Here is a 26,264-nt window from a genome sequence, read left to right as displayed (position 1 = left end):
TACCAGGCGGCTACGCAAATCTCGATCTTCTGACATGTACTCTCATCCCAGCTGTCCACGTGGACAGGTAGCATCAGAGAATCACTCGTTCATTGCTAGGGCGTCCGTAAAGGACCGCATACGATTGATCAACGTCCCGGATCGCCTGTTATGCATATCGTTGATTCGCGAGGCAGCGCAGTCAGGTTGCCGGCTGGAGAAGGCCTGCGACGAGGTAGGCGTGAGCCTGCGCACGTTCCAGCGTTGGATGGGTGACGGCGACGCGATGCTCGCCGATCGCCGCACTACGACCGGGCGAGCACCACCGTCCAATAAACTGAATGAGGCCGAACGGCAACAGATTCTGGAGCTTGCCAATAGTGAGGAGTTTGCCAGCCTGGCGCCCAGCCAGATCGTGCCGAGGCTGGCGGATCGCGGTGTATATGTCGCATCGGAATCGAGCTTTTATCGCGTGCTGCGCAGCGCTTCGCAGCAGCACCACCGGGGTCGTGCGCGCAAGCCCTCGGCCCGGGTAGTGACCAGTCATTGTGCGAGCGCAGCGAATCAGGTCTGGTCATGGGACATTACGTGGCTACCGGCGGTGGTTAAAGGACAGTATTACTACTGGTACATGATGCTGGACGTGTTCAGCCGCAAGATTGTTGCTCACGAAGTGCACGACACCGAATCGGCGGAACTGGCCGCGTTGCTGATGCGACGTGCCAGTCTGGCCGAGGGTCTGGCAGGACGTCCTCTGGTGCTGCACTCAGATAACGGCAGCCCGATGAAGGGCGCGACGATGCTCGCCACCCTGGAAAACCTGGGGGTCGTGGCCTCGTTTAGCCGGCCGCGTGTGAGTAACGACAACCCGTACGCGGAGTCGCTGTTCCGGACCTGCAAGTACCGGCCCGACTACCCGCGCAGGCCGTTCGGCAGCGTTGATGAGGCGCGCGCCTGGACGCAGCAGTTCGTGCGTTGGTACAACCATGAGCACAAACACAGCGGCCTGAAATTCGTCACACCAGCGCAGCGTCATAACGGCGTGGCAACCGCAGTGCTTGCGCAACGTGAGGCCGTGTATGCAGAGGCCAGGCAGCGCAATCCACGGCGTTGGTCCCGATCGACGCGCAACTGGAAATTGAAGGATGAAGTCTGGCTCAATCCGGAGCGCTCGCAACCGGTAGAACTAAAGCAGTCCGCATGAAGTGACACGACAAGTACGTTGACAACCGCCGTGATACGTCCCGGAACGGAACAACGCAGTCGTCCGGATCTTTCACTCACCTCGCCGCCAAGGTGACTGGTCGCGACAATCCGTCTACACGTATTCACGCCGGACCCAGCAATCTATCACGGCCATTCAGAGCGCAGCGACTTGGCGCTCGAAGGTGGGCAGATCGAAGTAGTCTCGCCACTCAGTAATGAGGCCGTCTCGCACGCGGAAAGATCCCATCAATGGCACAGAAATCTTCTTCCCTTCCGAAGTTGTGAACGAATCGAGACGCTCCGTGAGGACATGCTCACCATTTTCCGCGATGCTTATTAACTTCCAGTCGGCTTTCATTTTCGAGCCAACGCCGAAGGCATCGGCAAACTCGCGCGCTGCAGTTCGTCCTACGATCGGCTCCATCGGGACGTTGTGATAAAAGATATCCTCGGCCATGAATTCGTGAACACGGTCCATATCGTTATCGTTCCACGCAGCGATAAAATCGAGGATGGTTTGCATCGGGCTCATAGTTTGTCTCCGTACTTATGTAAATCCGGACAAAGGCACATACCAGTTCCTGGACGGTTCGGGACCCGACTTACCAAGAGGTCATTCCACCATCGATGACGAAGTCCGAACCAGTCACCCACGAAGCCTCATCCGAAGCGAGATACACGGCGGCCCATGCAATATCGTCGGGTTGGCCCAGCCGGTCCAGCATGATCTTGTCTTCGATCACTTTCCGAAATCCCGGATTCTGCTCGAATGCTGCGCGCGTCGCATCACTCACAATAAGCCCCGGGGATATGGAGTTAGCCCGGATCCGGTCGCTTGCGCCCTCCATTGCAAGCTGCTTGGTCATCGCCCTGATACCACCTTTGCCCGCAGCATGTGCAACGGCGGGCAATGTCTTGGTCGCTTGATGAGCTGCTACCGATGCGAAATTAACAATGGACCCCTGACCGCGTTTCACCAGGTGCGGCCATGCTGCCTGACAGGGAAGGAAAACAATGTCGAGTTCCCCCGCGATCGTCTTGCGCCACTGTGCCAAGGTCATCTCGTCAATCCATGCAAACTCGACCACGGCAGCGGCGTTGACCAGTACATCCAACCCGCCGTAGCGCCTAGCTGTTCCCTCCATCAACTCCCAACATTCGTTTTCATTCAGCAAATTCACCGGTGCCTCGACACTGATCTCAAACCCGCGTTCCCTCGCCTTGGCTGCGATCGCTTGTGCCCCGGCAACGTTCAGATCAACACCTACGACTTGCGCCCCTTCCGAAGCAAAGGCTAGCGCAATACCGCTCCCAATTCCGCTCGCTATGCCGGTGACAACGGTGACTTTTCCCTTCAGACGATCTGACATGATCCCTTCATCTCAAAAAATCTAGACTACGCGATAGTATGGCCTGCAGGGGCAGGTATGCCCCGCCCGCCACGTTCCGGCTTACGTAGAGTTGTGCCTTTTGCGTCGGATTTAGTCCGGTGCAATCGCCACCTTTAATCCTTCGAGCGCATCGCTGAACCGAATCTGGCACGAAAGACGTGAATTGTGTTTGCGGCAACTGGTCGCATCCAGCAAATCGTTCTCATCTTCCGACATCTGACTGAGTCGGCTCGCCAATTCCGGATCGACATATACATGGCAGGTTGCACACGAACACGAGCCGCCGCAAAGCGCAAGCAGTTCGCTGATACCCGCATCGCGAATGATTTCCATCACCGAAAGGCCAGGCTGAGCTTCCAGCCGGTGTGTTTGCCCATCTCGTGTTGTCACAAACACCGACGCGACCGTCTGCACGTCGCCCGATACGCTTTCAGCGTGCGGCTGATTCTCGGTAGGATTTATGTTCGACATTTGCTTGATCTTCCTGCGTAGGCCGCTGACTTGCAGCAGTAGTGAAATCTAACCACCCGCATCGGATTATCGGACCGCATACTCAACGACTGCCCGCTACTTTCCGATACAGTCCGAAGCACCGCCCAAACCGCTCACCTACTCGGCTCAAGGCTTTGAGTAAGATCTGTCGCACCGTGTCGCTCGACGAACGGGCGCTCAGTTTCGCGCGGATGTGCTTGATACCAATGCTAGCCGTGGACTTTTGATCCAGTCCACTAATCTCTTCTAATCCGTTCATCACAATTTGTAATCGGCTGCCGGTCGCGCCCGGCAGTGTACGCTCCCGAGCCTACGAGAAAAATTCGCACCCTCATCGATACCCAGTCGTGAATGAGGGATATAGCGGCGTGGATAGCGAGATCACCCAGCCTTATAGACCGATCACAACAACTTAGTCGACTTTATCTTCCGGATCACCGATGCTGAATACCGGGAAGTGAATGTTTGAGCTTGACACGCCGAGCATTGCAAAATCAGACGCCCCACGGTTGCTTTTGCAGTGTACGACGCTACTGCGCTACCGCCTGATGAGAATCCTGGCGGCAAACGTCCAAAGGTTTGCACACGATTCATCAAATCTGATAGCGGAGCCGCGTCAAACAACCGCTCCTGCTGCACGCGCCGGCTTGCACCTGCGCGCCACGAGAAACGGCTTTCGAGCCGAAACAGCCAAGGAGATGAATATGAATAGCAGCGTACAGACAAGTGGTGGAGCGGGACGGTGTCCGTTTCACTCCGCCTTCGACCCGCTGGAACCGGCACAGATCGCTGACCCTTTCCCCATTCTCGCGAAGATGCGGGAGGAGTCGCCGGTTTTTTATATGGAAAAGTACAATCTGTGGGTAGTTACACGCCGCGAAGATGTGCTTGCGGTGTACAAGGACATGGTGAGCTTCTCGAACGGTAACGCACACAAGCCTCTTTCGCCAAAGTCACAAGCCGTAATCGACCGGGTCGGAGAGGACTGGCCATTGCCGGTCGACGGTAGCCTCAACGCAATGGACCCGCCGGAGCACCTACCCCTCAAGCGCCTTTTCATGAGCGTATTCCACAAGGCTCTCCCCGGGATGGACGAGTGGCTAGACGAAAAGCTCAACAACCTGGTAGATCGATTCGCTAACGATGGAGAGGCGGACCTCGTGTCCGCATTCTTCTGGCCGACCACCGTTGGCGCGGTGGCACACCTGATCGGAGCTGCCGACTCCGAAACCGAGCGCTTTAACGAATGGGCGGAAAACTGGTTCGAACTGACGGGTTCGACTCTGCTGTCGCCGGAAGGTGCGGAGGCCTGCTGGATGGCCTTTATCGACTTTGAGCAGTGGGCTTACGCTCTCCTCGAGGCACGTCGACGTAACCCGCAGCACGACCTGATCTCCAAGCTGATAGAGGCGCAGCAGAGCGGGGCAGCCATCACCGACCGACAGATCGTCACGAACATGGTGGGCATGGTAGCGGCCGGCACTGACACGACGGCCAACACGATCGCACAGATGATTTACACACTTCTCAAGCACCCCGACCAGCTTCAGCGGGTTCGCGAGAATCCGGAATTGCGCCCCCAGATGATAGAGGAAGTCATTCGTCTTCGGCTGCCGATTCGCGGCGTCGTTCGAACCATGACCCAGGACGTCGAGATGAGCGGGGTTACTCTGCCCAAAGGGGCAAAGGTCTACATCCATCTTGGCTCCGCAAACCACGACCCCGCCATGTTCGCGAACCCTGACGAGTTTGACGTCGACAGGGCCAACGCTCACAAACACGTTTCTTTCGGCGCGTTCAACCGCGCCTGTGTAGGCGCGCCTCTAGCGCGCCTTGAGATCGCAAAAGCTCTCGACATCATCCTTGATCGACTACCCGGACTGCGCCTTGCGGATGAGAACGAGCGGTTGCGCTATACGGAAAGCATGATCGTCCCTTCGTTGAAGAGTCTTCGCGTGCGCTGGGACGTACCCGCCAAGACCGTATAGAAATTGACTTCCACGCGACCTCGTCGCCTTGACGCAATGCACCGGCCCCTACAGGCAATCGGAGCACCTGGCGCTGTCCTGGATTCATTCAATTGCGCCGAGGACAGCCCTGTCCTCGCAGCCGGGATTTCGTAGTCACCAAGACGGATAGTCCTTCGGATCGGACCGCTAGTAACGAGGTATGTGAAACGATTCAACCCCTCCCTGCCATCCGCAGGGAGTTCCCGCTCCTCGAAAACCCCACCACTCTCACGACACACTCTATTACCGGTGAACTGGAATCGGATAATCCGCTTTCTTATTTGGAGAATTCTGCCATAGACCATACGTAATCCATATCAATAAAATATACGGAGACGAAATTGAGAAGATTCATCACATTGGGATTGTTATGCATCTCCACCAGTGTCTCTGCGCAAAGCAGCTTGACACTCTGGGGACGTATGGACGCAGGTGTGCAGTATCTGACGAACGTTGCGGGGCAAAATGGAAAGCGCTCTAATGTCTGGAGCGCCGACAGCGGTGACGATGGCGCCAGTGCATGGGGGATGACGGGAGTTGAAGACATCGGCAACGGCTACAAGGTAAACTTCAAGTTGCTGGACTATTTTCAGGTCACTAATGGCGTGTCATGGAGCCCATTCTGGGAAAATGCTTACGTTGGCATGTCGGGACCTTTCGGGTCGTTCCGGGTCGGCCAAGACGATTCAATAATTAAGGACGGCAACTACGAATTCGATCCCTTCAGCCAGCAGGACATTGGACTTGCATCCCTGGTGAGGAACGCGAACTGGCCGAATTTCAGCAACACGTTCAGCTACTACTCACCCACGTTCAAGGGCTTCGATGTTGCGTTCCAATATTCATTGAACGGAGTGCCAGGGAACTTCAATAGCGGCAGGACAGCCGGCATCCAGGTCACCTACCGGCTTGGAGGGTTCTCGGCGCGCACGATATATCAAGAGGTACGGGATGCGAACGGCAAATTCAGTGACCTCTATGCGGCACAGAAGCAGGTATTCGTTGGCACCATGTATAACGGTAACTACTTCAGGGTACAAGCGTCGTACACTTACATGGCAGCACCCGATGCTCCTCAAAATCAACCACGCTACGCCGATTATGGTTGGTTTGGGGTAACGTACAGCCCGTCGGGCCCATTTACGGCGATGACAGCGGTCTATCATATTCACCAGCGGGACGGACAGGGCAGCGCCACCCTTTTGAACTTGGGCTCGACCTATTCACTATCCAAGAGGACGTACCTGTACGCCACGGTTGGCTACCTGATCAACGGACGACACACCAACTTTAGCGCAACGGCGCAACCTCCCGACTCGCCCTACAACCCGCCCATGGGGCACAACCAGCTGGGATTTTTCAGCGGCATCATGCACTACTTTTGAAGCTGCCGACGATTCTCCCTGCGTTGCTACAGCGACATCCTGATGAATCGAGTCGCATGATGAAATCCGCTTGACTCAGTACCGTAAAATTTGCTTTGTGGTCGTGGTCGGCAGGTGTGACAGCGCCTGTTGAACCATCCCTCACGTCCTTCACATCGCGGCGGGCAGTCACCACCCTTTTCTTCATGTAGGCTCGCGTATTCGCAGAAAGGGCCGCCGGCCTGAGCGAAGTTCCATTCAATCGCGGTGCGTTTGACGCATCTGCTGTTTTCAACTGTTCTTCTATCAAGTTTGCCGCACCGCCGCATACTGCGTCTTCGATAAACTCGAAACGTACGACGATACCGATGCTCGCAAGGTAACAGCCGATATCGCCGCGCGCCATCGGAAGCCTGTCGCCCCGGCTTCAGCGCGATAGGCAAACTTACACGCTATCGACTTGTGACAGTAGTGCTCGCGCCCAAAGGCGGCCGACGTACTCAGCGCCGAGCGCTCGCCCTGTGTCCCCAATTGGCGCATCCGCCAATCCCATGGGCTCGCCCGCCAAACCACTCCAGGCTCCGATTCCAGTCACCAGGGTAATACGAGCAGAACGCCGCTAAATGCAAGTATCATTCTTGCATAATGCCATCTCGAAAGGTATCATTGATTGATACCTTTGCAGAGTGGCGAGTATTGGAGTCGAGAACCGGCGCTAGCCGAGCGGAAGCGCGGTGATCTCGATTCGGCGGACGTTCGCTTCTCCAAACTGACAGCGATCAATCGATCCATTCCATAGCCAGTGCTTTGCGCACGTACTGCGCCCCGCTTCCAGAGCCATCCGACGAGAACTCTCTTTGTCCCGCATCGGAGGGCTTAGTCTACGGCGCGCAGATCCGTTGCAACCAGAGAAACCCACTGGTCTTTGTATATCGATGACCGCTTCAATACAGCATCGCACCTGACGCATCGGGATGCCATGCACGATAGTGGAGACAGACATGATCGATCTACGACGGGTGCGCTACTTCGTCACTGCGGCGGAACAACTACATTTTGGCCGCGCTGCCGAAAGAATGAATGTGGTTCAGCCTGCAATTAGTCAGCAAATCAAACGATTCGAGGAGGAACTCGGCAGCAAGCTATTCGTACGCACCGGTAATGAAGTTCGGCTTACCGAGGTGGGTCAGCAGATGTTGCCCGAGTGCCGGAGACTTCTTGAGCAGGCGGACGAGGCGATGCGCGTCGCCAAAGCCGCGAGAAGCGGAATACGCGGTCGCATAAGCTTCGCATTTGTCGACAATGCTGTTTGCTCACTACTTCCTCCGTTGATCCGGTCTTACAGGGAGAGATATCCGAATGTAGAACTACGGCTACAGACGCTGAGCCGTGAAGAACAGGTTACAGGTCTCAATGACCGCCGAATCGACATCGGCCTGTTACCGGGACCCGTCATTCGCGAAGGCCTCGAAAGTGACCCGTTCGTCGGTGCGCCGCTGGTCGCCGCCTTGTCTCGCGGCCATCCGTTAGCGTCTCAACCTTCGATTCCTCTTGAAGCGTTCCACGACGAGCCGTTTGTTCTTTTCCCTGCCGGGATCAAATCCCGCCTGCTCGAAGTAATAATCGCCGCCTGCGCCAATGCTGGGTTCACCCCCCGGGTGGCGCAGGAAGCGATGCACATCCATACAGTCCTTGCCCTGGTCGACGCCGGCGTTGGCATCACTCTCGTTCCGCCTTGGGTGGTACGAGAGGGCGTTCATGACGTGAGCTTCGTGAAGCTCGATACATCCACCCCCACCTATGATCTTAAATTCGCGTGGCGCACTGATTCCTCAAACGTCGCGCTCGACGGATTGCGGGCAATTGCGCGGACGACCTGTTCGTCTGAATCGCCACAAATGAGCGAATCACTATCCGTGATTGAAGAATCACAAATTATTAATTTACCTTATCGATCGCAGGAACTAAAGTCGCCGAACGGCTGCCCTGTGTAAGCCGGCGCCCAACAAAGCGCGCCGGACTTCTTTCCACGCCGAATACAGCAACAAAGCACAAAGGAGACGGATTCACATGAGTACTACGTGCTTCGATCAACGAGTCGTAATTCTCACTGGTGGCGATCCCGTAACCCCTGTTTCTGGTGAGGCAGCAGCATGACCACACGGGAGTCGTACGATTGTGACTATCTGGTTATTGGAGGCGGCTCCGCCGGTTGCGTCCTTGCAAGTCGTCTTTCCGAGGATCCAGCCGTACGCGTGACGCTTGTCGAGGCTGGGCAGGATGCTGAGCCCGTCGCAGTCAGAGACGCACGTTTTCGTACGTTGAACGACTCGCGTTTTTTGTGGCCAAACCTGAGCGCCGAGTCCACCGAGACTGGCATTGGGCCAGTGCCATTCGGTCAGGCAAAGATTTTGGGCGGGGGCTCTGCCATCAATGGCATGCACGCACAGCGTGGCTTGCCTGCTGACTATGAAGGGTGGAGCAGCTTCGGTGTGCAGGGTTGGGGTTGGGCAGACGTGTTGCCATATTTCAAACGGCTTGAGACCGATTGCGATTTTGAAAATGAGCAGCACGGTAAGTCCGGCCCCCTGCAACTCCAACGCGTCCCGCCACACGACTGGAGCGGCCTCACCAAGGCCGTCGCCACAACATACGAGCGACGCGGGATCAGCTATATCGCAGACTTGAATGGACAGGCAGGTGACGGCTACGGCGCCGTCCCGATCAATATGGTCGGCAGGCATCGCCTTTCCGCGGCAGCTGCGTACCTCACACCTGAGGTACGAAAGCGGAACAACTTGCGCATTGAGGCGGGAACCGCGGTTTCTCGGCTACTTCTTGAAGGAACTCAGGTTATCGGCGCCCTCATTGGCGAAGGTGATCAAGCGCGTGCCATCCTATCTCGAGAAACCATTGTCAGCAGTGGCGCCCTGCATTCGCCTGCATTGCTGTTGCGGTCGGGTATCGGGCCCTTCGAACAGTTACGCGCCGCTGGCGTCCCCGTGGGGAAAAACCTGGCTGGCGTCGGTGCGAATCTGCTGAATCATCCGATGTTGATCGTTGGCGCACATCTACGGTCGGCAGGACGTCAGCGTGCCGACGTCCTGCCACCATGTCCTATCGTCGTCAGGTACTCGTCCGGCTTACCAGGCGTAGCTGCGACTGACGTTGTTCTTAACGTATGGGAGCGTACACCAAACAATCTCGCGCGAGATCCGCTCGGCCGGCAAGTAGCTAATCTGATGTTCATCATCAACAAAGTTTACTCTCAAGGCAGCGTGAAACTCACGCCCAACGGCACGCTTGAGGTTCGCTTTAACCTCCTCCAGGACGCCAGGGACCTTAAGCGCATGGTTGACGGCCTCTCCGCGCTGGCAGAACTCGTCCGGGAATCAGAAGTAGCGAGCCTGATCGACGGTGCTTTTCTACCCGCGATGACACCACTTTCGTTACTGATGATGCAGGATAACTGGAAAGCGCAGGCGCTCAGCATCGCTGGCGCTGCGGCCTTCGCAACACCCGGTATTCCCCGAAAAAAGGCGTTCGAAATGGCCGGAACACCAATCTCGGACGTGATGAGCAGCGGGAAAGAAACAATTGAACATATCGTGCGAACCTCCACGCTGCCGGGCGGCCACGTCTCAGGTACATGCCGCATGGGAAGCCCCCAAGATCCCGACGCAGTCGTCGACTCCAATTGCCGCGTGATCGGCCTGAGCGGCCTGCGGGTAGTTGACGCATCCATTTTCCCCACGCTGATGGCAGCGGGAACCAATCTTCCGGTCATCATGGCCGCTGAAAAGGTCGTAGACGCAATCAAGCGGGAGTATCGAGCATGAGCAATCGGTGGAACCTGAAATACACCTCACATCTTGGCTATCTGCATCCTGATGACCCCCTGTTTCGCGAAAGCGTGTGTAGCTCCGATCCATGGGATCACGTGGAATTCGCTGCACAGAACGGATTCGCCGGGGTGCTCTTCCCGTGGGCCGCGGAACGGTCGGCACACGATGTGTCACGGTTCAAAGCCGCGCTGCAGCATTTTGGGCTGCGCTCGAGCTGCATCGTCTATGCTCCGTTCGACGCCGTAATGGTCCCGTCGTGGACAAGGCCGGGCGGATGGGCCGAGATTGAGCCACATCTCGACCGTACTATCCCACTGGCTATCGACATTGGGGCGCCCATGCTTGCGGTTCTACTCAGGCAGGACGAAGACGAAAGCCGCATGGTGCAGGAAAACGCAGTCATGGAAAACCTGCGCCGGGCCGGAGATCGCGCCGCTGCCGCAGGGCTCGTCATCGGAATCGAACACATGATCGCCCTGCCCGGCATGTTCGTCACGAACACCGAGCAGGCCGTAGCGCTACTCGATCGTGTCGGACACCCTGCCGTAAAACTCATATTCGATACAGGACACGTCTTCGAAATGGGCGATGACGTCAATAGTGCCTATCGTCGTGCGCGTCATCACATCGGGCTGGTCCAGCTCGCTGATATGCCCGGGCGGGTTGAACCTGGGGCCGGAACAATTGACTTTGAATCGCTACTGAAACAAATCCGGCGAAACGGGGACCCGGACCAGTTGATTGACCTCGAGCATGGTTGGACTGAGCATTCAGTTGCAGTCGAAAGCGCAGGACTTATCAAGATGAGAACGCTCGATGCCACGCTGGACCTGAACAAGGATTTCTCATGACGATCAGCCAAGTCTCCACTGAAGATAGACGCAATGCTTTTTATGAACTAATTACTAAGGATAACTTAGCACGATTGTGACAGCGTTTGCACTCCCTTGTCCCCCAAATCACCGGTTACGCCTGTCGTTCCGGTTCACTGGGACTACGACGGTATCGTTCGCCCCGATATCTTCACGGCCGGTGACATTATGACAGCCGAAGAGGCCGAGCGGCGAGTCCTCATCCTCGAAAATCCGGGGTTGCCCGCAAACGCTTCAATTACCCAATCGCTATATGCGGGCCTCCAGTTGGTTTTGCCCGGTGAAGTGGCACGTGCACATCGTCACTCACAATCGGCCCTGTGCTTTGTCATCGAGGGAAGTGGCGCATACACCGCTGTCGACGGAGAACGAGTCACCATGAGCCCGGGTGATTTCGTACTGACACCGAGCTAGCGGTGGCATGACCACGGCAATGAAGGCGGCGAGCCCATGGTTTAGCTGGACGGGCTGGACATTCCGATCATCTCTTTCTTTGACACCGGGTTTGCTGAACCGGGGAAAGCGATATCGCAGGCGGAGTTGCGACCGCCGGGTGACAGCGCGACACGATACTCGAACAACCTGTTTCCAGTTGACTGGAAACCCGGTGACCGTAACTCACCGATTCTTCGCTACCTGTACGAGAGGAGCGACCAGACGCTAACCACGATGTCCCGTGGCGGCGATCGTGATGCCTGTCATGGATACAAGGTGCGGTTCATCAATCCCGCCACCGGTGGTACGCCGATACCCACGATCGCAGCGTTTATCCACCGGTTGCTGGAAAGCTTCGAGACGGGTGCATACCGATCGACCGATAGTACGGTCTTCGCTGTCGTCGAAGGTCACGGTCAGACGAAGATTGGCAACCACCGTATCGAGTGGAAGCCGCGCGACGGATTTGTCGTACCGAGCTGGCATCCGGTCGTGCACGGTTGCGAAAAGGAAGCCACCCTGTTCAGCTTCTCGGACCGCGCTGTGCAGGAAACGTTGGGGCTCTGGAGAGACGCCCGCCATCTGAATGGAGAGGTTGCACGAGCGTCGGCGTCAACGTTTTCGAATTGCCCCCCACCCCGACGGTTCCTGTGGTCGGAGGCGGCACGTGACCGGCTCGCCCAGCCGGAGCCAGTTGTCCGCGACTGGTACGCCCATTGGGCACAGGAAGGTCTTTCTTGACTGGAAGTCCTGCTCTCGAACGCCCCTCGAACAGGCGAGTTCTGTCATGGCGGCTCGCCCGGATTCGCCGACCTGTGCCTTGTTTAACGCACGGAATTTTTCGGTCGACCTCTCGGCCTTTCCTACGGTTGTGTGCATTGCTGATGCAGCTGCAAAGTTGCCTGCCTTCGAAGCGGCAAACCCAATGAATCACCCTGGCGCCGAGTGATCTATCGGCGACAGCGACCTTTAAGACTCGCTTGATTCCGTGAGTATCCGCGCAACAGCCATGCGGAGAGCCGGCTGCATCGGAGGATGAACAGACTGATCGTGCAAGAGCACGTCGGGGGGTACTCCGGTCCATCAAGGTCTCGTCTCCGTCGAATCCTCGTACATATGCGCTCTAATCGTTCCGATAGTGCGGGACGCGACTCGCGTATAGCTAGTGCTCAATCTGTCGGGCCATCAAACGCGGTGGATCACCAATTGTTATCGAAAGATCAGATTGTATTAATGGACATGATCAGAGGTGAATGCTTTGATTATGAATATCGCACAGGTACACCGCTACCTATAAGCGCCTGAGGCAGCGCCCTCATCCCCAACCATATTGGAGAGACATATGTCTGAAACGTTGAACGCAAGAGCGTCGACGACCGAAGTTGTCCCGGCAAGCAGCACCACCGTTTCCCGTACGGGTGCGACAGCAATTGTCGAAGCCATGCACGCAGCAAATATCGAAGTCGTTTTTGGCTACAGCGGCGGTGGAACCGGTAATCTGATCCACGAAATCGCCACCACGGGCATGCGTAATATGAACGCCCGGACTGAGATTGCTTGCGCGTGGATGTCGTACGGCTATAACCGCATCAAGGGCCGTGCAGCGTCGGCATGCCTGTTCCATTGCGTTGGCATTCTGCACGCTAGCCCCGTTGCACTCGCCGCCAAGACAGACAGCACACCGATGGTTCTGACCTACGTCAGCCTGGATAGCGCGCTCGATCTGCGCGAAGGGTTGCAGGACTCGACCGAAGTTTTCGCGGCAATGAAGCCGCTCGCGAAGTACGCGCGTAAGCTCGTTGTTTCCGACGACGCTCCACTGTCGATTCGTCAAGCGGTCATTTCGGCCAGCACAGGTCGCCCGGGGGCCAGCGTCCTCGACTTTGCGTTCCAGGTGCTAATCAACCAGACGAAATGCGCTGTCGAGCCGTTGACTCTGCCCGAGCCGCCGGGCACGAGCGCATCGACCATCGAAAAGATCCTTACGGCACTGCGCACGGCAAAGCGCCCTGTGATTCTGGCCGGCGCTGGCGTACAACACGCCTGCGCAGCCGCCCAGTTGCAGGCGTTCGCTGAGGCGGTCAACGTACCCGTGGTCAGTACGTCGTGGGGCGGCCGTGGTCTACTCGCCGACAACCACCCACTCTTTGGCGGCGTCGTGGGCTCGTTCGGATGGTTCAGTGCGAATACGATGCTGCAGGAGGCAGACCTCTGGATCGCAATTGGCACCACTTTCTCGCAGATGACGACCGGCGCCTGGAATATGAGCAAGCCGGAACAAGTCATTCACATCGATATCGACCCCAACCAACTCGGCAAACTGTTCCAACCTTCTCTCGGCGTCACGGCAGACGCGAAGGTCATACTTGAGCAACTCACTGAGGCCGTGGCAACGACGAAGACCCCGGTGACAGGTCCGGATGTCGCGAGGGCTCGCCGCGAGCAGGTTGCACAGGGACAGCGTGAATGGCTCGAGTATCTTGGTACATTGAGCGAAGATGGCGGCAGCCCGATCAACCAGTACCACTTATTAAAGAAAATGGCCGACCTTCTTCCGAAGGGCACAATCGTTGTGGGCGACTCGGGTGGCCAGGCATACATGCTGTATCGCGCGTTCCAGTATGCCGAATCGACGCCAATGATTGTGGGCGGCCGTTACCAGTCTCTGGGGGCGGGCCTGTCGATCGCCGCTGGCGCAAAAATGGCCGCGCCGGAACGCACGGTCGTGTGTTATCACGGTGACGGTGGCTTCTACTATGACGCGATGGAACTATCGACGCTGGTCGAGCAGAAGATCAAAGTAATCGTCATCATTGACAACAACCACTGCCTGTATGCGAATCGCCAAGGCATGAAGCTATGGGGTATCCAGAATCCATGGGTCGACGTTCCTCAAACCACCGATTTTGTCGGACTGGCAAAATCGCTCGGGATCGACGGGGAGAAAGTGACCAACCCCGACCACATCGGCTCAGCTCTGGAACGCGCAATCGCTTCGGAGGGCAGCTACATCATTGATGTCTGGACCGACCCCGAGACCCGTATCAAGCGCGCCTTCCGCGATGTCATTCCGATCCTCACGGACCGCAAGCCTGAACAGGGCGTGGAACGGCATATGTCGCCACCACTGGAAGGCAGTTGGCCAAACTGATTGCCCTCGGCCGCATTTCGGGCCTGACCTCCTCTCCTGGGCGCTCGTCGGATCCATACCTGATCCGATTTATGTCGCCCAAGGTTTCAACAGGGCCTTCGACGTCACGCAGTTTGTCCAAGCCAAATAATCCGATGCGGTAGGTCTTGAAATCTTCAGGCTTGTCGCATTGAAGGGCACGCCTCTCGCGATTGATGCCCCGCACCTTGCGGTGCTTCGTTTCATTGTCAGGGCCGCTCTTTATTCAGGCCCATAGATTCACCCGGTGACACAGGTGGTCCCCTCCGTTTCCGTGGGGACAACTTCGGCGAGCGACTTCGTGTCGCACGGTAGCAAATTACATGAGGCAACGACCCTCGCCCGGTAACAAAAAACCTGAGTCAATGCGCCGGCCAAGATGTTTGTCGGTAAACCGGACTTCCTGCTTGACGCTATCCAGTGGGGAGGGCCATTCCTTTTCATTTCCAGCAGGGGGAGCACGCAGCCAACGAATTGGAGATTGTCTCCGCGGTGCGGAGACAATCTCCCGGATACCCGCTCGGCCTCGCGGCGCCAGCTTCCCGGGGTGAGTCAGCCCGCCGGCGATATCTCGCGAATGTCTGCGGGACCGGCAACCGACTCGACTGGCCCATGCCGGCACTCGCCCGCTTCAACCCGATGTCCGTCGCAGGCCCGAGTCCGATCCGGCGGCCCATACACGGCGAAGAAGCCACGGCGGCAGGACGGGGACGAGGCTGCATCACCCGCTTCGCGCCCGTCAGCGGTGCTGCACTTTCCGCGTCGCCATATACGTGTCAAACAGGCCCGCATGCAGCCGGCTGAGTTCCTGGCGCAGGTTCACCAGTTCGCGCTGTTCACCTTCATGCTCCCGGCGCAGGATCTCGCCCAGCAGCGCCATCGCCCGCGACGCCGGCTGGTCGCGCTGCACGCGCGCCTCGCCCAGCCGGCCCGCCAGTGCGGGCTTGACCACCAGCAGCCACGCCGGAAACCACGCGTAATCGTCCGTCTCGCCCGCGCCCGGAAACTCTCCATCGAAGCGCCGGCGTAACGCGTCAAGCGAAGCGTCGCTGAGCATCGGCAGTAATGCCGCGAACCGCGGAGGTGCCAGCCACGCCAGTTCCGCGAGCAGCGGCCATGCGGCCTCCAGTCCACCTGTCCGGTAGCGCGACTCGGTCATCCACGCGAGTGGCGCCGGGATGCGCCACCACGATTCAATGCTCCCGATCGCGTCACTCGCGGCCGCCCAGTCGCCCGCCAGCAGCCACAGCGGTGCAGAATGGCTGTCGGCATCGGCACGGAGAAAGGCCAGGGTCGCGGCCCCGTCGGCGAGCGCTCGCCAGCAGGGTGCGAGCCATGCGTGACCGGTCTGCGCGGGCAGCACCCGCCGGGCGGCGGGCACCACCTCGTCCTCCAGGTGACGGCGGGCGATGGCGAGCGCCGCGTGATCCGCAAAGGGCGCCGTCGGTGCACTTTCGAGTTCGCACACCAGCACGCTCATCGCGGGCAGCGCGCCATCGTCCGGGTATCCGGCAGCCAGCCGTTCCAGTGCCGTGCGAGCGGACACCGCATCGCGCCGCTGCAGTTGGTCCAGCACGTCGTTGCGCAACATCACGTCGCGGCTGTCGGCGAAGATATCCAGTTGCTTCACGGTCTGCTGCATGGTCATCGCGCTCAGAAAAGTTGCCTTTCAGGACGGGCCAGATTAGCCCACTTCACCGTGCTACGGAAGGTGCGACCGTCGTCGTCGACTGACTCGATGATCACGCGCTGGCCGCTCGCTTCGGCGATCACGCGCACCGTGCGCTCGCCGTAGCGCATCAGCGCGCCGATCGGCGGGCAGGCTGGGGCCTGACGACGGGTCCGCCTGGTTCGTCCTTTCCCCTCTTTCGGCGGGCGGCGGCTGCCTGCCATGCTGACTACCCCCGCTTGCGGCGTGCCGCCGTCTTGCCGGATGGCATGGAGACGGCCGGCGCCTTGCGCGGCGGGCCCGGTGTCCGTGCCGGACGGGTCGCGGTTGTGCGTGCCGTGGCGGCTTTCGCGCGAACGGGTCGTATTTCGTGGGCATCGGCCTCGCGCCGTGCCGCCAGTTGTTCTTGCAGCGTCGCGTTCGTGGCCTGGACGGCATCGAGCCGTCCCTGCAGCACGCCCATCTGATGGCGGGCGTCACCCAGTTGCGCCTGCATGGTTTCCAATGAACGGCGATGGTCGGCGTCCTTCCGGTCCGCACGACGCGTGGCTTCTTCCAGTTCCTTCTGCAGCTTCGCGACGGCGCCGCGCTCGCGGTCGATCTCGAGCAGCGCCCGTTTCTCCGCCGCACGCAGTCGTTCCTCCGCGCGTTCGGCCGCTTCCCGCAGCTTCTCCAGATCCCGCGAGAAGCCTTCTCTCACTGCCACGATCTCGCGATCGCGCGCCGCCAGCGCCGTGCTCCTCCGCCCGAGTTCCGCCTCCAGCGCCTGTCGCTGCGCGTGGCCTTCAGTCTGCGCCTTGTCCAGATTCCGCACCTCGACCTGCGCGGCCAGCAGCGCGGCGGTGCGCTGCTCGAGCGCCGTCTCGACGCGAGCCAGTTCGTCGCGGGCGGCGGCGACCGCCTGCTGCGCCTCCGCGCGCTGCGCCTCGACCTCGTCGCGCAGCGCGTCGAGCGCGGTCCCGGCTGATGCGCTCGCGCGTGTCCAGAGGGTGGCGACCAGTTCGCCAGCGGCCGCGCCGAGATCGGCCGGTAGATCAGGATGCTCGATGCGCACCCGGCTCTTTTCGCGCAGTTCGGTCCAGAACTCCCCCAGCACCTGGGTGGGCGTGCTCATGCTCCCCCGCTTCACCAGCTGGTACAGCCGGTTGGCGGTTGGCGTGATGCCGAAGCGGAAGAACAGCAGCGCGCAGGCCTCGCGATAGAGCTCGCGCGTCTTCGGGAATTCGGCCTTCAGGCGCTCGATTTCTGCTGCCAGGCGGGTTTCATCAGGAAATGCGTCGGACATCGGGATCGGTCTCGGTTATTCCAATAAATAATATAACGTAAACCGACTAATTTATAATGAGCTTTAGCTGAGATTTTGACATTACGGCTATAATGTTGATATTGAATCCTGTGCTGGCGCTGCGAACGCGCGACACTTCCATCCTCCCGGATTACCCATGACCGCCCTGCTGCTTGCTCCGCAACCCATCGATGCGCTCATCATCCCGCCCGACCTGGATGGCAGCAAGGGCAAAAATCGCGCGAAGAATGGCATTGCGCAGATCGCCGCCCACAATGATCTTGACGCGATCCGTGCATGGCTCGCGCGGTTTGTCGATACGAAAACGACCTTCGACAACTACCGCAAGGAAGCCGAACGCCTGCTGCTCTGGTCCGTCCTCCAGATGGGCAAGCCACTGTCCTCGCTGACCCACGAAGACCTGCTGGTCTATCAGCACTTCCTCGCCGACCCGCAGCCCAGCGCGCACTGGACGGCCAGTGGCGGCCGCAAGCACCCGCGCAGCGATCCCCGCTGGCGGCCGTTCCATGGTCCGCTCTCCGCCACCAGCCAGCGCCAGGCGATGGTGATTCTCAACGTGATGTTCGCGTGGCTGGTGCAGGCCGGCTATCTGGCCGGCAATCCCCTGTCGCTTTCGCGCCAGCGCGCGCGGCGTGCGAAGCCGCGTATCACCCGCTATCTGTCGCCTGAACTCTGGCTCGAAGTAAAAACCTGGATTCACGCCATGCCGAAAGCGACGGACCGAGAGCGTGAACACTACACCCGCGTGCGGTGGCTGTTCACCCTGCTCTATCTGGGTGGCCTGCGCATTACGGAAGTGGGCGAAAATACGATGGGACGGTTTTTCAGCCGGCGCGACGCGAACGGCGAGGATCGCTGGTGGCTCGAAGTACTTGGCAAAGGCGGCAAGGAACGGCTGGTGCCGGCCACTTCAGAAATGATGGCGGAACTCGGCGCGTACCGCCGCGAACGTGGACTGCCTGCCCTACCGTCTTCGGACGAAGACACGCCCCTCGTACTGCCGATCGGCCAGTCGCTCAAACCACTGACGCGCGCTGCGTTGCATCGCATCGTCAAACAGGTTTTCAACGGCGCGTCCGACGCACTGCGGGCCCGTGGCGAAGCACATGCGTCACGCGCCGATCAACTCGAACAAGCGTCAGCGCATTGGCTGCGGCACAGTGCAGGCTCGCATATGGCGGACCAGCAGGTCGACTTGCGGCTCGTGCGTGACAACCTCGGGCACGCCTCGCTTACGACAACCAGTCAGTATCTTCACGTGGACGACGATCGTCGTCATCGTGAAACCGATGAAAAGCACCGCATTGACTGGTAGTCCTGACGGCTGAAGTTCGGCCTGAGCCGTCATTGGGGTGGGCTAGGTTCGACGTCAGCAATGTGCCGGATTGCTAACGGCGGTTGGATTTCACGCCGAATGAGGAGTCATCGGGTTCCCTTGCCGTCATTCACACAAAGGGTTGGCCCTGACCCACTAGTCGAAGCTCCGGCGGAAAGGACTCTCCAGCGGTTCTAGACGCGCTTGACCGTGCGCATCCGACGAGAAAAAGTCTACAATTCGATTGCCGAACGTCGTGGCCGCTGGTCATCAAACGTCAGGGTGCTCATTTTTCGCCGCACTTTGATTGACCTGCGATCTTTTTGAGTCTCCCCCGCCCAGTTTTGCTACCCACCTGAAGGAGAAGAGATGAAATCCATGAAGACCTACGTTGCCGCAGCGATCGCCGTCAGCGCCATTGTTGCGATCGTGCCCGTTGTTAATGCACAAGAGACGACTGCGGCAGCTTCAGCAACAGCTCCCTCTCGTTCGTCGATTAGAGCAGTAAATAGGGAGTTGGGGAAGCGAGTTCAGACGGCGTTGTACAAGCAAAAGGGCTTGGTGACGACTGATCTTCACGCCATCGCTCGTAGCGGCAAGATTACGCTTGTAGGAGTGGTTCCAGATCAGGCGCAGATAGATCTCGCAGGGAAAGTTGCTGAGAGTGTTCCTGGAGTTACGTCGGTCAAGAACAATTTGACAGTGGAAGAAGAAGGACATTAATGTTTGAGTCCAACCGCCACCTTTGACTTCACTGGCGCGCCTTGAGAACACGAATGTTATGTTCTCAAAGGCGACGCCTTTGCCGGGGAAAGCACTTGCATGGCTGAATGAAGACCATGCTCTGCTCGATATTGGCCCGGTGTCGGATCGCGTGCAAACGGGTGGGCTCAATGACAAGCGGATTGAATATATGTATTCGCGAGGATGAATGGCCGAAGGCATCCGAAAGCACCAGTTCCTTGGGCGTTCGACAGAGGTGACGTTGTGGTCTTCAACGTCAGCTTTCCGGCGAGGTGGATGAACGCGTACTACCGGCCACGACCCGCTGTTCACATGCGTTGCGGGGCTGGACGTTCAGGCGTCAGCTTTGCTCCGTCAACGGCCCTTCGACCACCGATGATGTATGTCACGTCGTCGGCCTTAGCGGTCGTTCGCCCATCTGCGCAGATATGCCCGCAAGATGCTCGAGACCGGCCATTCGTCAACGACCACGGCGAACGGTTGTTATCGACTTTTGACGAATGCGTACTTTCGACCCATTGCGGACACTCGCACGAGCGGGTCGGCTATGACCGCTTCTGGACGTAGATGAGACCCAGGCGCGGCGTCGAGTTATATTTGGTCCATATAAGGTGTGTGCCTCGGACGAATACAAATGCGCACTAATATTCCGCTTGCTTGAATGGCGTGCCCGTATCCATCCAGTCAGATGTGGACGCACACGTAGATTGAACAGTTTCCGAGTGCACCTCGCCTTCATCCGAACGCAGAAAAGTGACGTCTACCTTCGCGCCTGAGATTTGTGCGCGAAAGCTTCCATTGGTCTCGACATCAACGGGGGCAGACAAAGTGCCGGTGGTAACGATAGCCCCTTCAAGAATCGTCTTCCGTTGCCGCGCTAGCTCCCCCCAGAGGAACTTGAGCGAATCAAACGGACGAGTCCTGTCATCGCCTGAGAGTGAAATCGCGATCCGCTCGCCGTTTTGCCAGACACCGGCGTCCCCCTCAAACTTGCGCGGGTCAAAGGGGTCGACGCGCTCACCACAAATCAGCGCATGAAACCCTAGGTTGTCTGCAATAAAGCTAGGCTGACCGACAGCTTTCCTGTCGATAAATCGAGAGCATACGACTTCGATGGCTATAAACGCGTGATCGATCATTGAAGATACTTCGAACGCTTCCTCTGCCGGCGAAACTGAGCGACTGAAGCGAAATGCAACTTCGGTCTCCAATGTCGCTTTGGCGTTCGACGGAAACTTCAGCAAGCCCCCAGACGCTATAACTCGTGACGGGGTCAAGCAACCGTGCGCAGGCGCCGTAGGCAGGTCGCCGCGCAAGCCCCGTGGAGATGCTCCAGCTATCTTCCATCCGACGACCGGTTCGTTCATTTGCTTGACGAAGATCGCTTGTGCCGCGTAGCCTTCTTCGAGCGAACCCGGACGCGCGCCCGGTGGTAGATCACCGATCCTCAGCCCCGTACGCGACGCCCACTCCAGATGTGTTGCCGCCGCGGTCGGGTCATATGACATGGATTTCACTTTAAACGTCCTTTGAACGAAGCTCTGCAGGAAACGCCCAGACAGCAATTGCTACGCAAACCAAGCTCAGTCCGACGATCGCATAAAGAGCGGGGGTGGTGCTGCCGGTCAGATCGCTGATTCGTCCAACCATGACCGGACTGACAATGCCGCCCAACTGACCGATCGAGTTAATAAGCGCGATACCACCTGCCGCGCCCACGCCGGTGACGACCTTGGGCGGCAGCGTCCAGAATGCGGGGATCGTGGTCAGCATCCCCACACCGAGAACAATCAAGGCGATTGTCAGCGCCACAGTGTTGTGATCGAAGATGCCTGCTCCGAGGAATCCGATCGCGGTCAGCAGCATGCAGCCCGCAAACGTCATGCGGCGGTTGCCGGTACGATCTCCCAGCCTGCCCATGACCAGCATGGCGATGCCACCGAACAGATACGGAAGCGCCGTCAGCATGCCGATTGTGGTCGCGTCATGCACACCGGAAGTGCGCAAAAGTTGCGGCATCCAGAAGTTCATCCCATACGAGGCAATCTGCACGAGGAAGTACGCGAGCGCCAGTATCAGGAACGCCGGCGACTTCAAGGCTCCGAGAAATGAATGGCTCACGACCTTTTTCGCATCGGCATCCAGCTTCGAGCGCAAGAGAGTCTTCTCTTCAGCGGTCAGCCAGGTCGCGTCTTCGACGTGGTCATCGAAGCGGAACAGCACAACGATGCCAAGCAGAACGCAAGGCAACCCGCCAATCAGGAAAATCCAATGCCATGCGGGTATTCCTGCAACACCGTCAAAATGGCCGAGGATAAATCCCGACAGTGGTGCACCGAGAACGCCTGACGCCGCGAGTGCGAGAAAGAGAAGCCCAGTCACACGCCCCCGGTGTTTCGCAGGAAACCACGTCGACAGGTAGTACAACACGCCCGGGGCGAAACCCGCTTCCATCGCACCGGTGATGAAACGCGCAATGTAGAACGTCGTCTCTGAACGGACGAACACCATGCACGCCGTGGCGAGGCCCCATGAGACCATGATCCGTGCAATCCACTTTCTCGGCCCGACTTTATAGAGAAACAGATTGCTCGGAACTTCGCAGGCGACATAACCAACGACGAAAAGCGCTGCACCGATACCATATGCGGTATCGCTCAGCGCAAGCTCTTTTTGCAGATGAAACTTTGCGAAGCTGATATTAATCCGGTCGAACCACGCGAATAGATAGCAGACGATGATCAGCGGGATCACGCGAAGCTTGACCTTCAGCATGAGCGCCGACTCGGCATCGCGCAAATTTGCGCCTCCTTCCAATGCCTTATTGATAAGCATGTGCTTCCCCTTATGTCTCAGTAAAGGGTAGATACCGCACGCGCTATTGCGCGCGGCGTCCGTGACGATTGGTCCGGGTGATCCCGGTAAGTATTGGTTGACGTCAGTCGGCGACGCCAGCGGGCGTCCCTTCAGGACATGACGCGGATTTGCTAGGGCGATTTGCGGCTCATGATTGTCTCCATTGATCTCTTATTGTCGGTTTTCGGGTGTACGGCTATGGGCATGCGACAGAGTCACATGCCCACGTCTCTCAGTTCAGTTGCACTTGGCCGTTATCCGCCCGTCTTGGGGCCGGGCCGGACTTCATCATTCAGTGAAGCCCGCTTCCCGCGCCTTGATGATGGCCACCACGGTATCGTTCACAGGCGTGGACACGCCGTATTTGCGCCCTTCGCGTGAGATCGAACCGTTGATGGCTTCGACTTCACCACGGCGACGGAGGTTGTAGTCGAGCAGCATGGAGGGACGCGCGTTCGGGATCTTGCTGCCGAGCTTGCGGATATGCTCGATGGGATCACCCACATCCAGACGGATGCCTGCAGCCTTTGCCACAGCGATTGCTTCTTCAGCGGCTCCCTTCGCGACGCTCCACGCGCTGGGATTTGCCATCACTTCACCGATGGTCATGCCCGTTGCGCAGGTTGTCCCGGAGAAGGCGACGTTCATGATCAGCTTCTCCCACACCATCTGATCGAGGTCGTCGAAGATTGCAACCTTGAAGCCGGAGGAGCGCCAGATTTCAGCGGATGCTTCGAGTTCCTCGCGCGGCAGTCCCTGGTACGCGCCGAAGCGGATCATTTCCATGCCGTTGTGATGCGCGTGGCCCGGAGCACGGATTGAAGCGCCGAATCCACCGACAACGCCCACGGCAACCCGGTTCTCGCCGAGGATCGCTGCAGCCTTTTCCGCAGAGCCCAGACCGTTCTGGATCGTCTGCACGACCGTCTTCGGCCCAACTAGCTGCTCCGACGCACGCGACGCTGCTTCGATGTCGAATGCCTTTGTGGCGATGATCACGAGATCGCAGACGCCGATGCCGTCCGTGGTGGTGCTGGCGTGGATCGGAACCGTGCGATCGCCGCTGGCGCCTTCAACCCGCAGCCCCTTTTCCTGCATCGCAGCGACGTGATCAGGCCACAGACACACGGCATGCACTTCGTGACCGGCGCTGACCATCAATCCAGCGTAGACGGAGCCCATCGCTCCGCATCCAACAATTGCTACCTTTGCCATGATCGTGCGCTCCTTAGCTGTTCAACGCGTCGACGATCGACTGCGTGACGCTTTCGGTGTTGCCGTTGCCACCGATGTCGGGAGTGCGCGGGCCGGAGTGAAGAACTTTTGCCGTTGCCTGACGAATTGCAGCAGCGACCTTTTCGCAACGGGGGTCGTCTTGCTGTTGCGCGATCCACTCAAGCATCATCGCAGTGGACAGGATCGTCGCGACGGGATTGGCGACACCCTTTCCAGCGATGTCCGGTGCGCTGCCGTGGCTCGGCTGGAAAATACCGTGCTTCAGGCTGACGTCGCCCGAGGGTGCCACGCCGAGACCGCCGACCACGCCTGCCGCGATTTCCGAAGTGATGTCACCGAAGACGTTCTCGGTGACCACGACGTCGTAACGCTCCGGGTTGGTCACGAACATCATCGAACCCGCGTCGATGTACAGACGGGCGGTGCCGATGTCGGGGTGGCGCTCAGCGACTTCGTCAAACACCTTGCGGAGGAACGCATTGCTGCGCAGCACGTTCGATTTATCGAGCAGAGTGACATGACCGGGCGTGCCGTACGAAGCACGGCGCTGCTTGGCCTGTTCAAAAGCGACTTCGAAGAGCTTTTCGCTGGTGGCGCGAGTGATCGTGAGGCGATCACTGACCGCCTCGTCGCTCGGCTCCTGCTTGTCGTGACGGCCCGCGAACAGACCCTCGGTCGTTTCACGGATGACGAGCATGTTGACCTTCTCTGCCTTCACGCGTGTCGGGACGCCCGGGAACAGTTCGCAGGGGCGCAGGCTTGCGAAAAGGCCGTAGCGCTCGCGAAGATCGATCTGCGGGGCGATTTCCGTGCCGTCCGCCTTGCGCACGGTGGGCAGGCCCATCGCGCCCAGCAGAACCGCGTCCGCCTGACCCACGGCCACTGCGTCTGCTTCGGCCATCGATTCGCCGGTGCGCTGAAAGAGGTTTGCGCCAGCTTCGTAAGTCGTGTACGACAGCTTGAGATCTTCGTTCTTCGCAGCAGCGTTCAGAACGCGGACAGCAGCGTCAACAACTTCAGGGCCGATACCATCACCGGGCAGCAACGCGATTTCATAGAGGGCTTTGCTCATCATTTGTCTCCACAAGGTTTGGTGTGGATCAAATGATGGCGAAATAGCCTCGGCCCGTGAATTACTCTTTGGCGAGCCAGCCGTAACGAACCGTTATGGCTCTAATTATTTTTTGGTCCGTCTGGAGACCGCTCGGGCCTGCAGGTGCGTGACGAGGGCTTCGGCTGCTGGGGAAAGGCTTTCGCGGTTTCTGATGGCGATCCCGAGGTGGCGATGTGCCCAGGATTCCGCCAAAGGCACCTCGGTGACGCCGAGGCGTTTGACAAACAGCTTCGTCAGGTTACGCGGTGCGATGGCGATGCCTAGTCCTGCCGAGACCATCAGGCACAACGCGTCATACCCGGTGACCTGAATCCGAAGCCGGAAGTCCTTCTGAAGACGGTTTGCGACTTGGGTCAATTGCGTGTTGATCGCGCTCCCTGTACGCAAGCCTACGAAGTCCCACTCCAGCGTTTCCTCGAACCGGACGCTCTTGCGGCCTGCCAAAGTGTGGTCGCTGCGAACCACCACGCTCAGCTCATCCTCCTCATACGGGAACGTCTCGACCGCTTCCGCGTGTGGCTCGACGGTGAAGATGCCAACGTCAGCCGCGTTCTCGGCCACCGATCGAAGCGTGACGAGGCTGTTTCGCTCCTCAAGCCGGATTTCCACGGCAGGATGATCAACGAGAAACGTCGCAAGATCATCCGGGAGAAATTGCGTTATTGCGGAAATGTTGGAAAAGACGCGCACCTGCCCGCGCGTGCCCGAAGCGTAGTCGAGCATCTCCTTGTGAATGTCATCAAGATAGTTCACCGCCCGCCGCGACAGATTCAGCAAGGCATACCCCGCTGCAGTCGGCTCAGTCCCTTTGTGATGGCGCGTCAGCAGAGTCGTGCGGAGTGTCTCCTCAAGCGCGCTGATCCGTTTGCTTACGGCGGGAGCAGCAATGTGCTCGCGCTCAGCGGCCGCCGCAATGCTTCCTTCCTCAACAACCGCGATGAAAAGGTTCAGCGAGACGGGGTCAAGTTTCATATTCGCGATTGCACCGGGGAAATGCAGCATGGTAAAGCATCGAATCTGCAGCAGACAAAGGGCCGTTTGCGCGAACATCCATGTAATGGAAAACAATAATGCGCGTCCGCAGGACGTCCGTTGCCCAAGGCACAGCGGACATTTTAGTGTCCGCCTGAGAACGCTGCCGAACAGCCGGAATTGGCCGATAGCACCAGTTCGACGACCGTCCCGGGACTGGGCATTTGGAAGCCTCAGCGGCCGCTTACCTGCGGTTTCAGCGAACGCGTACTACCGGCCAGTTTGAGACG

22 protein-coding genes and 2 pseudogenes are annotated in these 26,264 nt (G+C 58.6%); 11 read left to right on the top strand and 13 right to left on the bottom strand.

From position 1 onward, the window contains the following. Window positions 1-109: 109 nt before the first annotated feature. Window positions 110-1,183 (top strand): annotated as a pseudogene (locus FVF58_RS46425) (IS3 family transposase); the annotation flags it as partial. 156 nt (window positions 1,184-1,339) lie between these two features. Here the strand turns inward: FVF58_RS46425 and FVF58_RS46420 are convergent. The 3 genes from FVF58_RS46420 to FVF58_RS54370 all read right to left on the bottom strand — a co-directional run bounded on the left by FVF58_RS46420 (window position 1,340) and on the right by FVF58_RS54370 (window position 3,047). Then, window positions 1,340-1,717, bottom strand: coding sequence for a limonene-1,2-epoxide hydrolase family protein (locus tag FVF58_RS46420; RefSeq protein WP_149676271.1), 378 nt, complete (start codon window positions 1,715-1,717; stop codon window positions 1,340-1,342). A 70-nt stretch (window positions 1,718-1,787) separates the two neighbouring features. Next, complete coding sequence (locus tag FVF58_RS46415; RefSeq protein WP_149676270.1) at window positions 1,788-2,555, bottom strand: SDR family NAD(P)-dependent oxidoreductase; 768 nt, start codon at window positions 2,553-2,555, stop codon at window positions 1,788-1,790. 111 nt (window positions 2,556-2,666) lie between these two features. Beyond that, complete coding sequence (locus FVF58_RS54370; RefSeq protein ID WP_149676269.1) at window positions 2,667-3,047, bottom strand: 2Fe-2S iron-sulfur cluster-binding protein; 381 nt, start codon at window positions 3,045-3,047, stop codon at window positions 2,667-2,669. Window positions 3,048-3,529: 482 nt separating this feature from the next. On the opposite strand from FVF58_RS54370, the gene FVF58_RS46405 reads away from it, so the two are divergent. Together FVF58_RS46405 and FVF58_RS46400 are read left to right on the top strand one after the other, a co-directional pair. Continuing rightward, window positions 3,530-5,056, top strand: a complete 1,527-nt coding sequence (locus FVF58_RS46405) for a cytochrome P450 (protein WP_188131168.1) — start codon at window positions 3,530-3,532, stop codon at window positions 5,054-5,056. A 362-nt stretch (window positions 5,057-5,418) separates the two neighbouring features. After that, window positions 5,419-6,462 (top strand): porin, encoded by a 1,044-nt coding sequence (locus FVF58_RS46400; RefSeq protein WP_188131167.1) that lies wholly within the window; start codon window positions 5,419-5,421, stop codon window positions 6,460-6,462. On the opposite strand, the gene FVF58_RS46395 is transcribed toward FVF58_RS46400, so the two are convergent. Further along, entirely contained in the window at window positions 6,446-6,847 is a 402-nt protein-coding gene (locus tag FVF58_RS46395; RefSeq protein WP_149676266.1) for a hypothetical protein, read from the bottom strand. The two genes, FVF58_RS46400 and FVF58_RS46395, sit on opposite strands and share 17 nt — an antisense overlap. A gap of 595 nt (window positions 6,848-7,442) precedes the next feature. Here FVF58_RS46395 and FVF58_RS46390 point away from each other — a divergent pair. The 6 genes from FVF58_RS46390 (at window position 7,443) to FVF58_RS46370 (ending at window position 14,744) form a co-directional block, all read left to right on the top strand. After that, window positions 7,443-8,435 (top strand): LysR family transcriptional regulator, encoded by a 993-nt coding sequence (locus FVF58_RS46390; RefSeq protein WP_188131166.1) that lies wholly within the window; start codon window positions 7,443-7,445, stop codon window positions 8,433-8,435. Between the two features lie 159 nt (window positions 8,436-8,594). Continuing rightward, window positions 8,595-10,280, top strand: a complete 1,686-nt coding sequence (locus FVF58_RS46385) for a GMC family oxidoreductase (RefSeq protein ID WP_149676264.1) — start codon at window positions 8,595-8,597, stop codon at window positions 10,278-10,280. After that, on the top strand, window positions 10,277-11,137 hold the full coding sequence (locus FVF58_RS46380; RefSeq protein WP_149676263.1) for a sugar phosphate isomerase/epimerase family protein: 861 nt from the start codon (window positions 10,277-10,279) through the stop codon (window positions 11,135-11,137). Before FVF58_RS46385 ends, FVF58_RS46380 begins: the two co-directional genes overlap by 4 nt. A gap of 189 nt (window positions 11,138-11,326) precedes the next feature. Next, the gene (locus FVF58_RS54605) at window positions 11,327-11,572 is read left to right on the top strand and encodes a cupin domain-containing protein (protein WP_342802451.1); all 246 of its coding nucleotides are present in this window, start codon (window positions 11,327-11,329) and stop codon (window positions 11,570-11,572) included. Window positions 11,573-11,827: 255 nt separating this feature from the next. Then, window positions 11,828-12,334 carry a cupin domain-containing protein gene (locus FVF58_RS54600; protein WP_342802450.1) on the top strand — a complete coding sequence of 169 codons (507 nt, stop codon included), beginning with the start codon at window positions 11,828-11,830 and terminating at the stop codon, window positions 12,332-12,334. A 601-nt stretch (window positions 12,335-12,935) separates the two neighbouring features. Next, window positions 12,936-14,744 carry a thiamine pyrophosphate-binding protein gene (locus tag FVF58_RS46370; protein WP_149676262.1) on the top strand — a complete coding sequence of 603 codons (1,809 nt, stop codon included), beginning with the start codon at window positions 12,936-12,938 and terminating at the stop codon, window positions 14,742-14,744. 73 nt (window positions 14,745-14,817) lie between these two features. Here FVF58_RS46370 and FVF58_RS53785 read toward each other — a convergent pair. From FVF58_RS53785 to FVF58_RS46350, 4 genes and pseudogenes are all read right to left on the bottom strand, one after another. Further along, window positions 14,818-14,954 (bottom strand): annotated as a pseudogene (locus tag FVF58_RS53785) (alanine--glyoxylate aminotransferase family protein); the annotation flags it as partial. A 547-nt stretch (window positions 14,955-15,501) separates the two neighbouring features. Further along, window positions 15,502-16,410: a hypothetical protein gene (locus tag FVF58_RS46360; protein ID WP_149676260.1), complete on the bottom strand. Its 909-nt coding sequence runs from the start codon at window positions 16,408-16,410 to the stop codon at window positions 15,502-15,504. 5 nt (window positions 16,411-16,415) lie between these two features. After that, complete coding sequence (locus tag FVF58_RS46355; protein ID WP_149674576.1) at window positions 16,416-16,655, bottom strand: hypothetical protein; 240 nt, start codon at window positions 16,653-16,655, stop codon at window positions 16,416-16,418. Between the two features lie 5 nt (window positions 16,656-16,660). Further along, entirely contained in the window at window positions 16,661-17,716 is a 1,056-nt protein-coding gene (locus FVF58_RS46350; protein WP_149676259.1) for a DNA-binding protein, read from the bottom strand. 157 nt (window positions 17,717-17,873) lie between these two features. Between FVF58_RS46350 and FVF58_RS46345 the strand changes: the two genes are divergently transcribed. Further along, the gene (locus tag FVF58_RS46345) at window positions 17,874-19,052 is read left to right on the top strand and encodes a tyrosine-type recombinase/integrase (RefSeq protein WP_149676258.1); all 1,179 of its coding nucleotides are present in this window, start codon (window positions 17,874-17,876) and stop codon (window positions 19,050-19,052) included. 369 nt (window positions 19,053-19,421) lie between these two features. After that, window positions 19,422-19,775: a BON domain-containing protein gene (locus FVF58_RS46340; protein ID WP_149676257.1), complete on the top strand. Its 354-nt coding sequence runs from the start codon at window positions 19,422-19,424 to the stop codon at window positions 19,773-19,775. A 662-nt stretch (window positions 19,776-20,437) separates the two neighbouring features. On the opposite strand, the gene FVF58_RS46335 is transcribed toward FVF58_RS46340, so the two are convergent. The 5 genes from FVF58_RS46335 to FVF58_RS46315 form a co-directional block, all read right to left on the bottom strand. Continuing rightward, on the bottom strand, window positions 20,438-21,313 hold the full coding sequence (locus FVF58_RS46335; protein ID WP_149676256.1) for a hypothetical protein: 876 nt from the start codon (window positions 21,311-21,313) through the stop codon (window positions 20,438-20,440). Between the two features lies 1 nt (window position 21,314). Next, complete coding sequence (locus tag FVF58_RS46330) at window positions 21,315-22,631, bottom strand: MFS transporter (protein ID WP_188131165.1); 1,317 nt, start codon at window positions 22,629-22,631, stop codon at window positions 21,315-21,317. A 309-nt stretch (window positions 22,632-22,940) separates the two neighbouring features. Continuing rightward, window positions 22,941-23,867, bottom strand: a complete 927-nt coding sequence (locus FVF58_RS46325; RefSeq protein WP_149676255.1) for a ketopantoate reductase family protein — start codon at window positions 23,865-23,867, stop codon at window positions 22,941-22,943. A 13-nt stretch (window positions 23,868-23,880) separates the two neighbouring features. Beyond that, on the bottom strand, window positions 23,881-24,960 hold the full coding sequence (locus FVF58_RS46320; protein WP_149676254.1) for an isocitrate/isopropylmalate dehydrogenase family protein: 1,080 nt from the start codon (window positions 24,958-24,960) through the stop codon (window positions 23,881-23,883). A gap of 105 nt (window positions 24,961-25,065) precedes the next feature. Further along, window positions 25,066-25,974 (bottom strand): LysR family transcriptional regulator, encoded by a 909-nt coding sequence (locus FVF58_RS46315; protein ID WP_149676275.1) that lies wholly within the window; start codon window positions 25,972-25,974, stop codon window positions 25,066-25,068. Window positions 25,975-26,264 lie beyond the last annotated feature (290 nt).

The sequence above is a fragment of the Paraburkholderia panacisoli genome (genome assembly GCF_008369935.1).
Taxonomy (GTDB): domain Bacteria; phylum Pseudomonadota; class Gammaproteobacteria; order Burkholderiales; family Burkholderiaceae; genus Paraburkholderia; species Paraburkholderia panacisoli.
Note: the sequence above shows the minus strand (reverse complement) of the source record. Positions and strands in the feature narration are given on the sequence as shown.

Excerpts from the sequence above, each read along its gene's own strand:
- FVF58_RS46340 (WP_149676257.1), top strand. The coding sequence starts at position 19,422 with ATGAAATCCATGAAGACCTACGTTGCCGCAGCGATCGCCGTCAGCGCC.
- FVF58_RS46330 (WP_188131165.1), bottom strand. The coding sequence starts at position 22,631 with ATGCTTATCAATAAGGCATTGGAAGGAGGCGCAAATTTGCGCGATGCC.
- FVF58_RS46415 (WP_149676270.1), bottom strand. The coding sequence starts at position 2,555 with ATGTCAGATCGTCTGAAGGGAAAAGTCACCGTTGTCACCGGCATAGCG.
- FVF58_RS46395 (WP_149676266.1), bottom strand. The coding sequence starts at position 6,847 with ATGGCGCGCGGCGATATCGGCTGTTACCTTGCGAGCATCGGTATCGTC.
- FVF58_RS46355 (WP_149674576.1), bottom strand. The coding sequence starts at position 16,655 with ATGGCAGGCAGCCGCCGCCCGCCGAAAGAGGGGAAAGGACGAACCAGG.
- FVF58_RS54600 (WP_342802450.1), top strand. The coding sequence starts at position 11,828 with ATGTCCCGTGGCGGCGATCGTGATGCCTGTCATGGATACAAGGTGCGG.
- FVF58_RS46345 (WP_149676258.1), top strand. The coding sequence starts at position 17,874 with ATGACCGCCCTGCTGCTTGCTCCGCAACCCATCGATGCGCTCATCATC.
- FVF58_RS46380 (WP_149676263.1), top strand. The coding sequence starts at position 10,277 with ATGAGCAATCGGTGGAACCTGAAATACACCTCACATCTTGGCTATCTG.
- FVF58_RS46325 (WP_149676255.1), bottom strand. The coding sequence starts at position 23,867 with ATGGCAAAGGTAGCAATTGTTGGATGCGGAGCGATGGGCTCCGTCTAC.
- FVF58_RS46320 (WP_149676254.1), bottom strand. The coding sequence starts at position 24,960 with ATGAGCAAAGCCCTCTATGAAATCGCGTTGCTGCCCGGTGATGGTATC.
- FVF58_RS46350 (WP_149676259.1), bottom strand. The coding sequence starts at position 17,716 with ATGTCCGACGCATTTCCTGATGAAACCCGCCTGGCAGCAGAAATCGAG.
- FVF58_RS46385 (WP_149676264.1), top strand. The coding sequence starts at position 8,595 with ATGACCACACGGGAGTCGTACGATTGTGACTATCTGGTTATTGGAGGC.
- FVF58_RS54605 (WP_342802451.1), top strand. The coding sequence starts at position 11,327 with ATGACAGCCGAAGAGGCCGAGCGGCGAGTCCTCATCCTCGAAAATCCG.
- FVF58_RS46360 (WP_149676260.1), bottom strand. The coding sequence starts at position 16,410 with ATGACCATGCAGCAGACCGTGAAGCAACTGGATATCTTCGCCGACAGC.
- FVF58_RS46370 (WP_149676262.1), top strand. The coding sequence starts at position 12,936 with ATGTCTGAAACGTTGAACGCAAGAGCGTCGACGACCGAAGTTGTCCCG.
- FVF58_RS46390 (WP_188131166.1), top strand. The coding sequence starts at position 7,443 with ATGATCGATCTACGACGGGTGCGCTACTTCGTCACTGCGGCGGAACAA.
- FVF58_RS46420 (WP_149676271.1), bottom strand. The coding sequence starts at position 1,717 with ATGAGCCCGATGCAAACCATCCTCGATTTTATCGCTGCGTGGAACGAT.
- FVF58_RS46405 (WP_188131168.1), top strand. The coding sequence starts at position 3,530 with ATGTTTGAGCTTGACACGCCGAGCATTGCAAAATCAGACGCCCCACGG.
- FVF58_RS54370 (WP_149676269.1), bottom strand. The coding sequence starts at position 3,047 with ATGTCGAACATAAATCCTACCGAGAATCAGCCGCACGCTGAAAGCGTA.
- FVF58_RS46315 (WP_149676275.1), bottom strand. The coding sequence starts at position 25,974 with ATGAAACTTGACCCCGTCTCGCTGAACCTTTTCATCGCGGTTGTTGAG.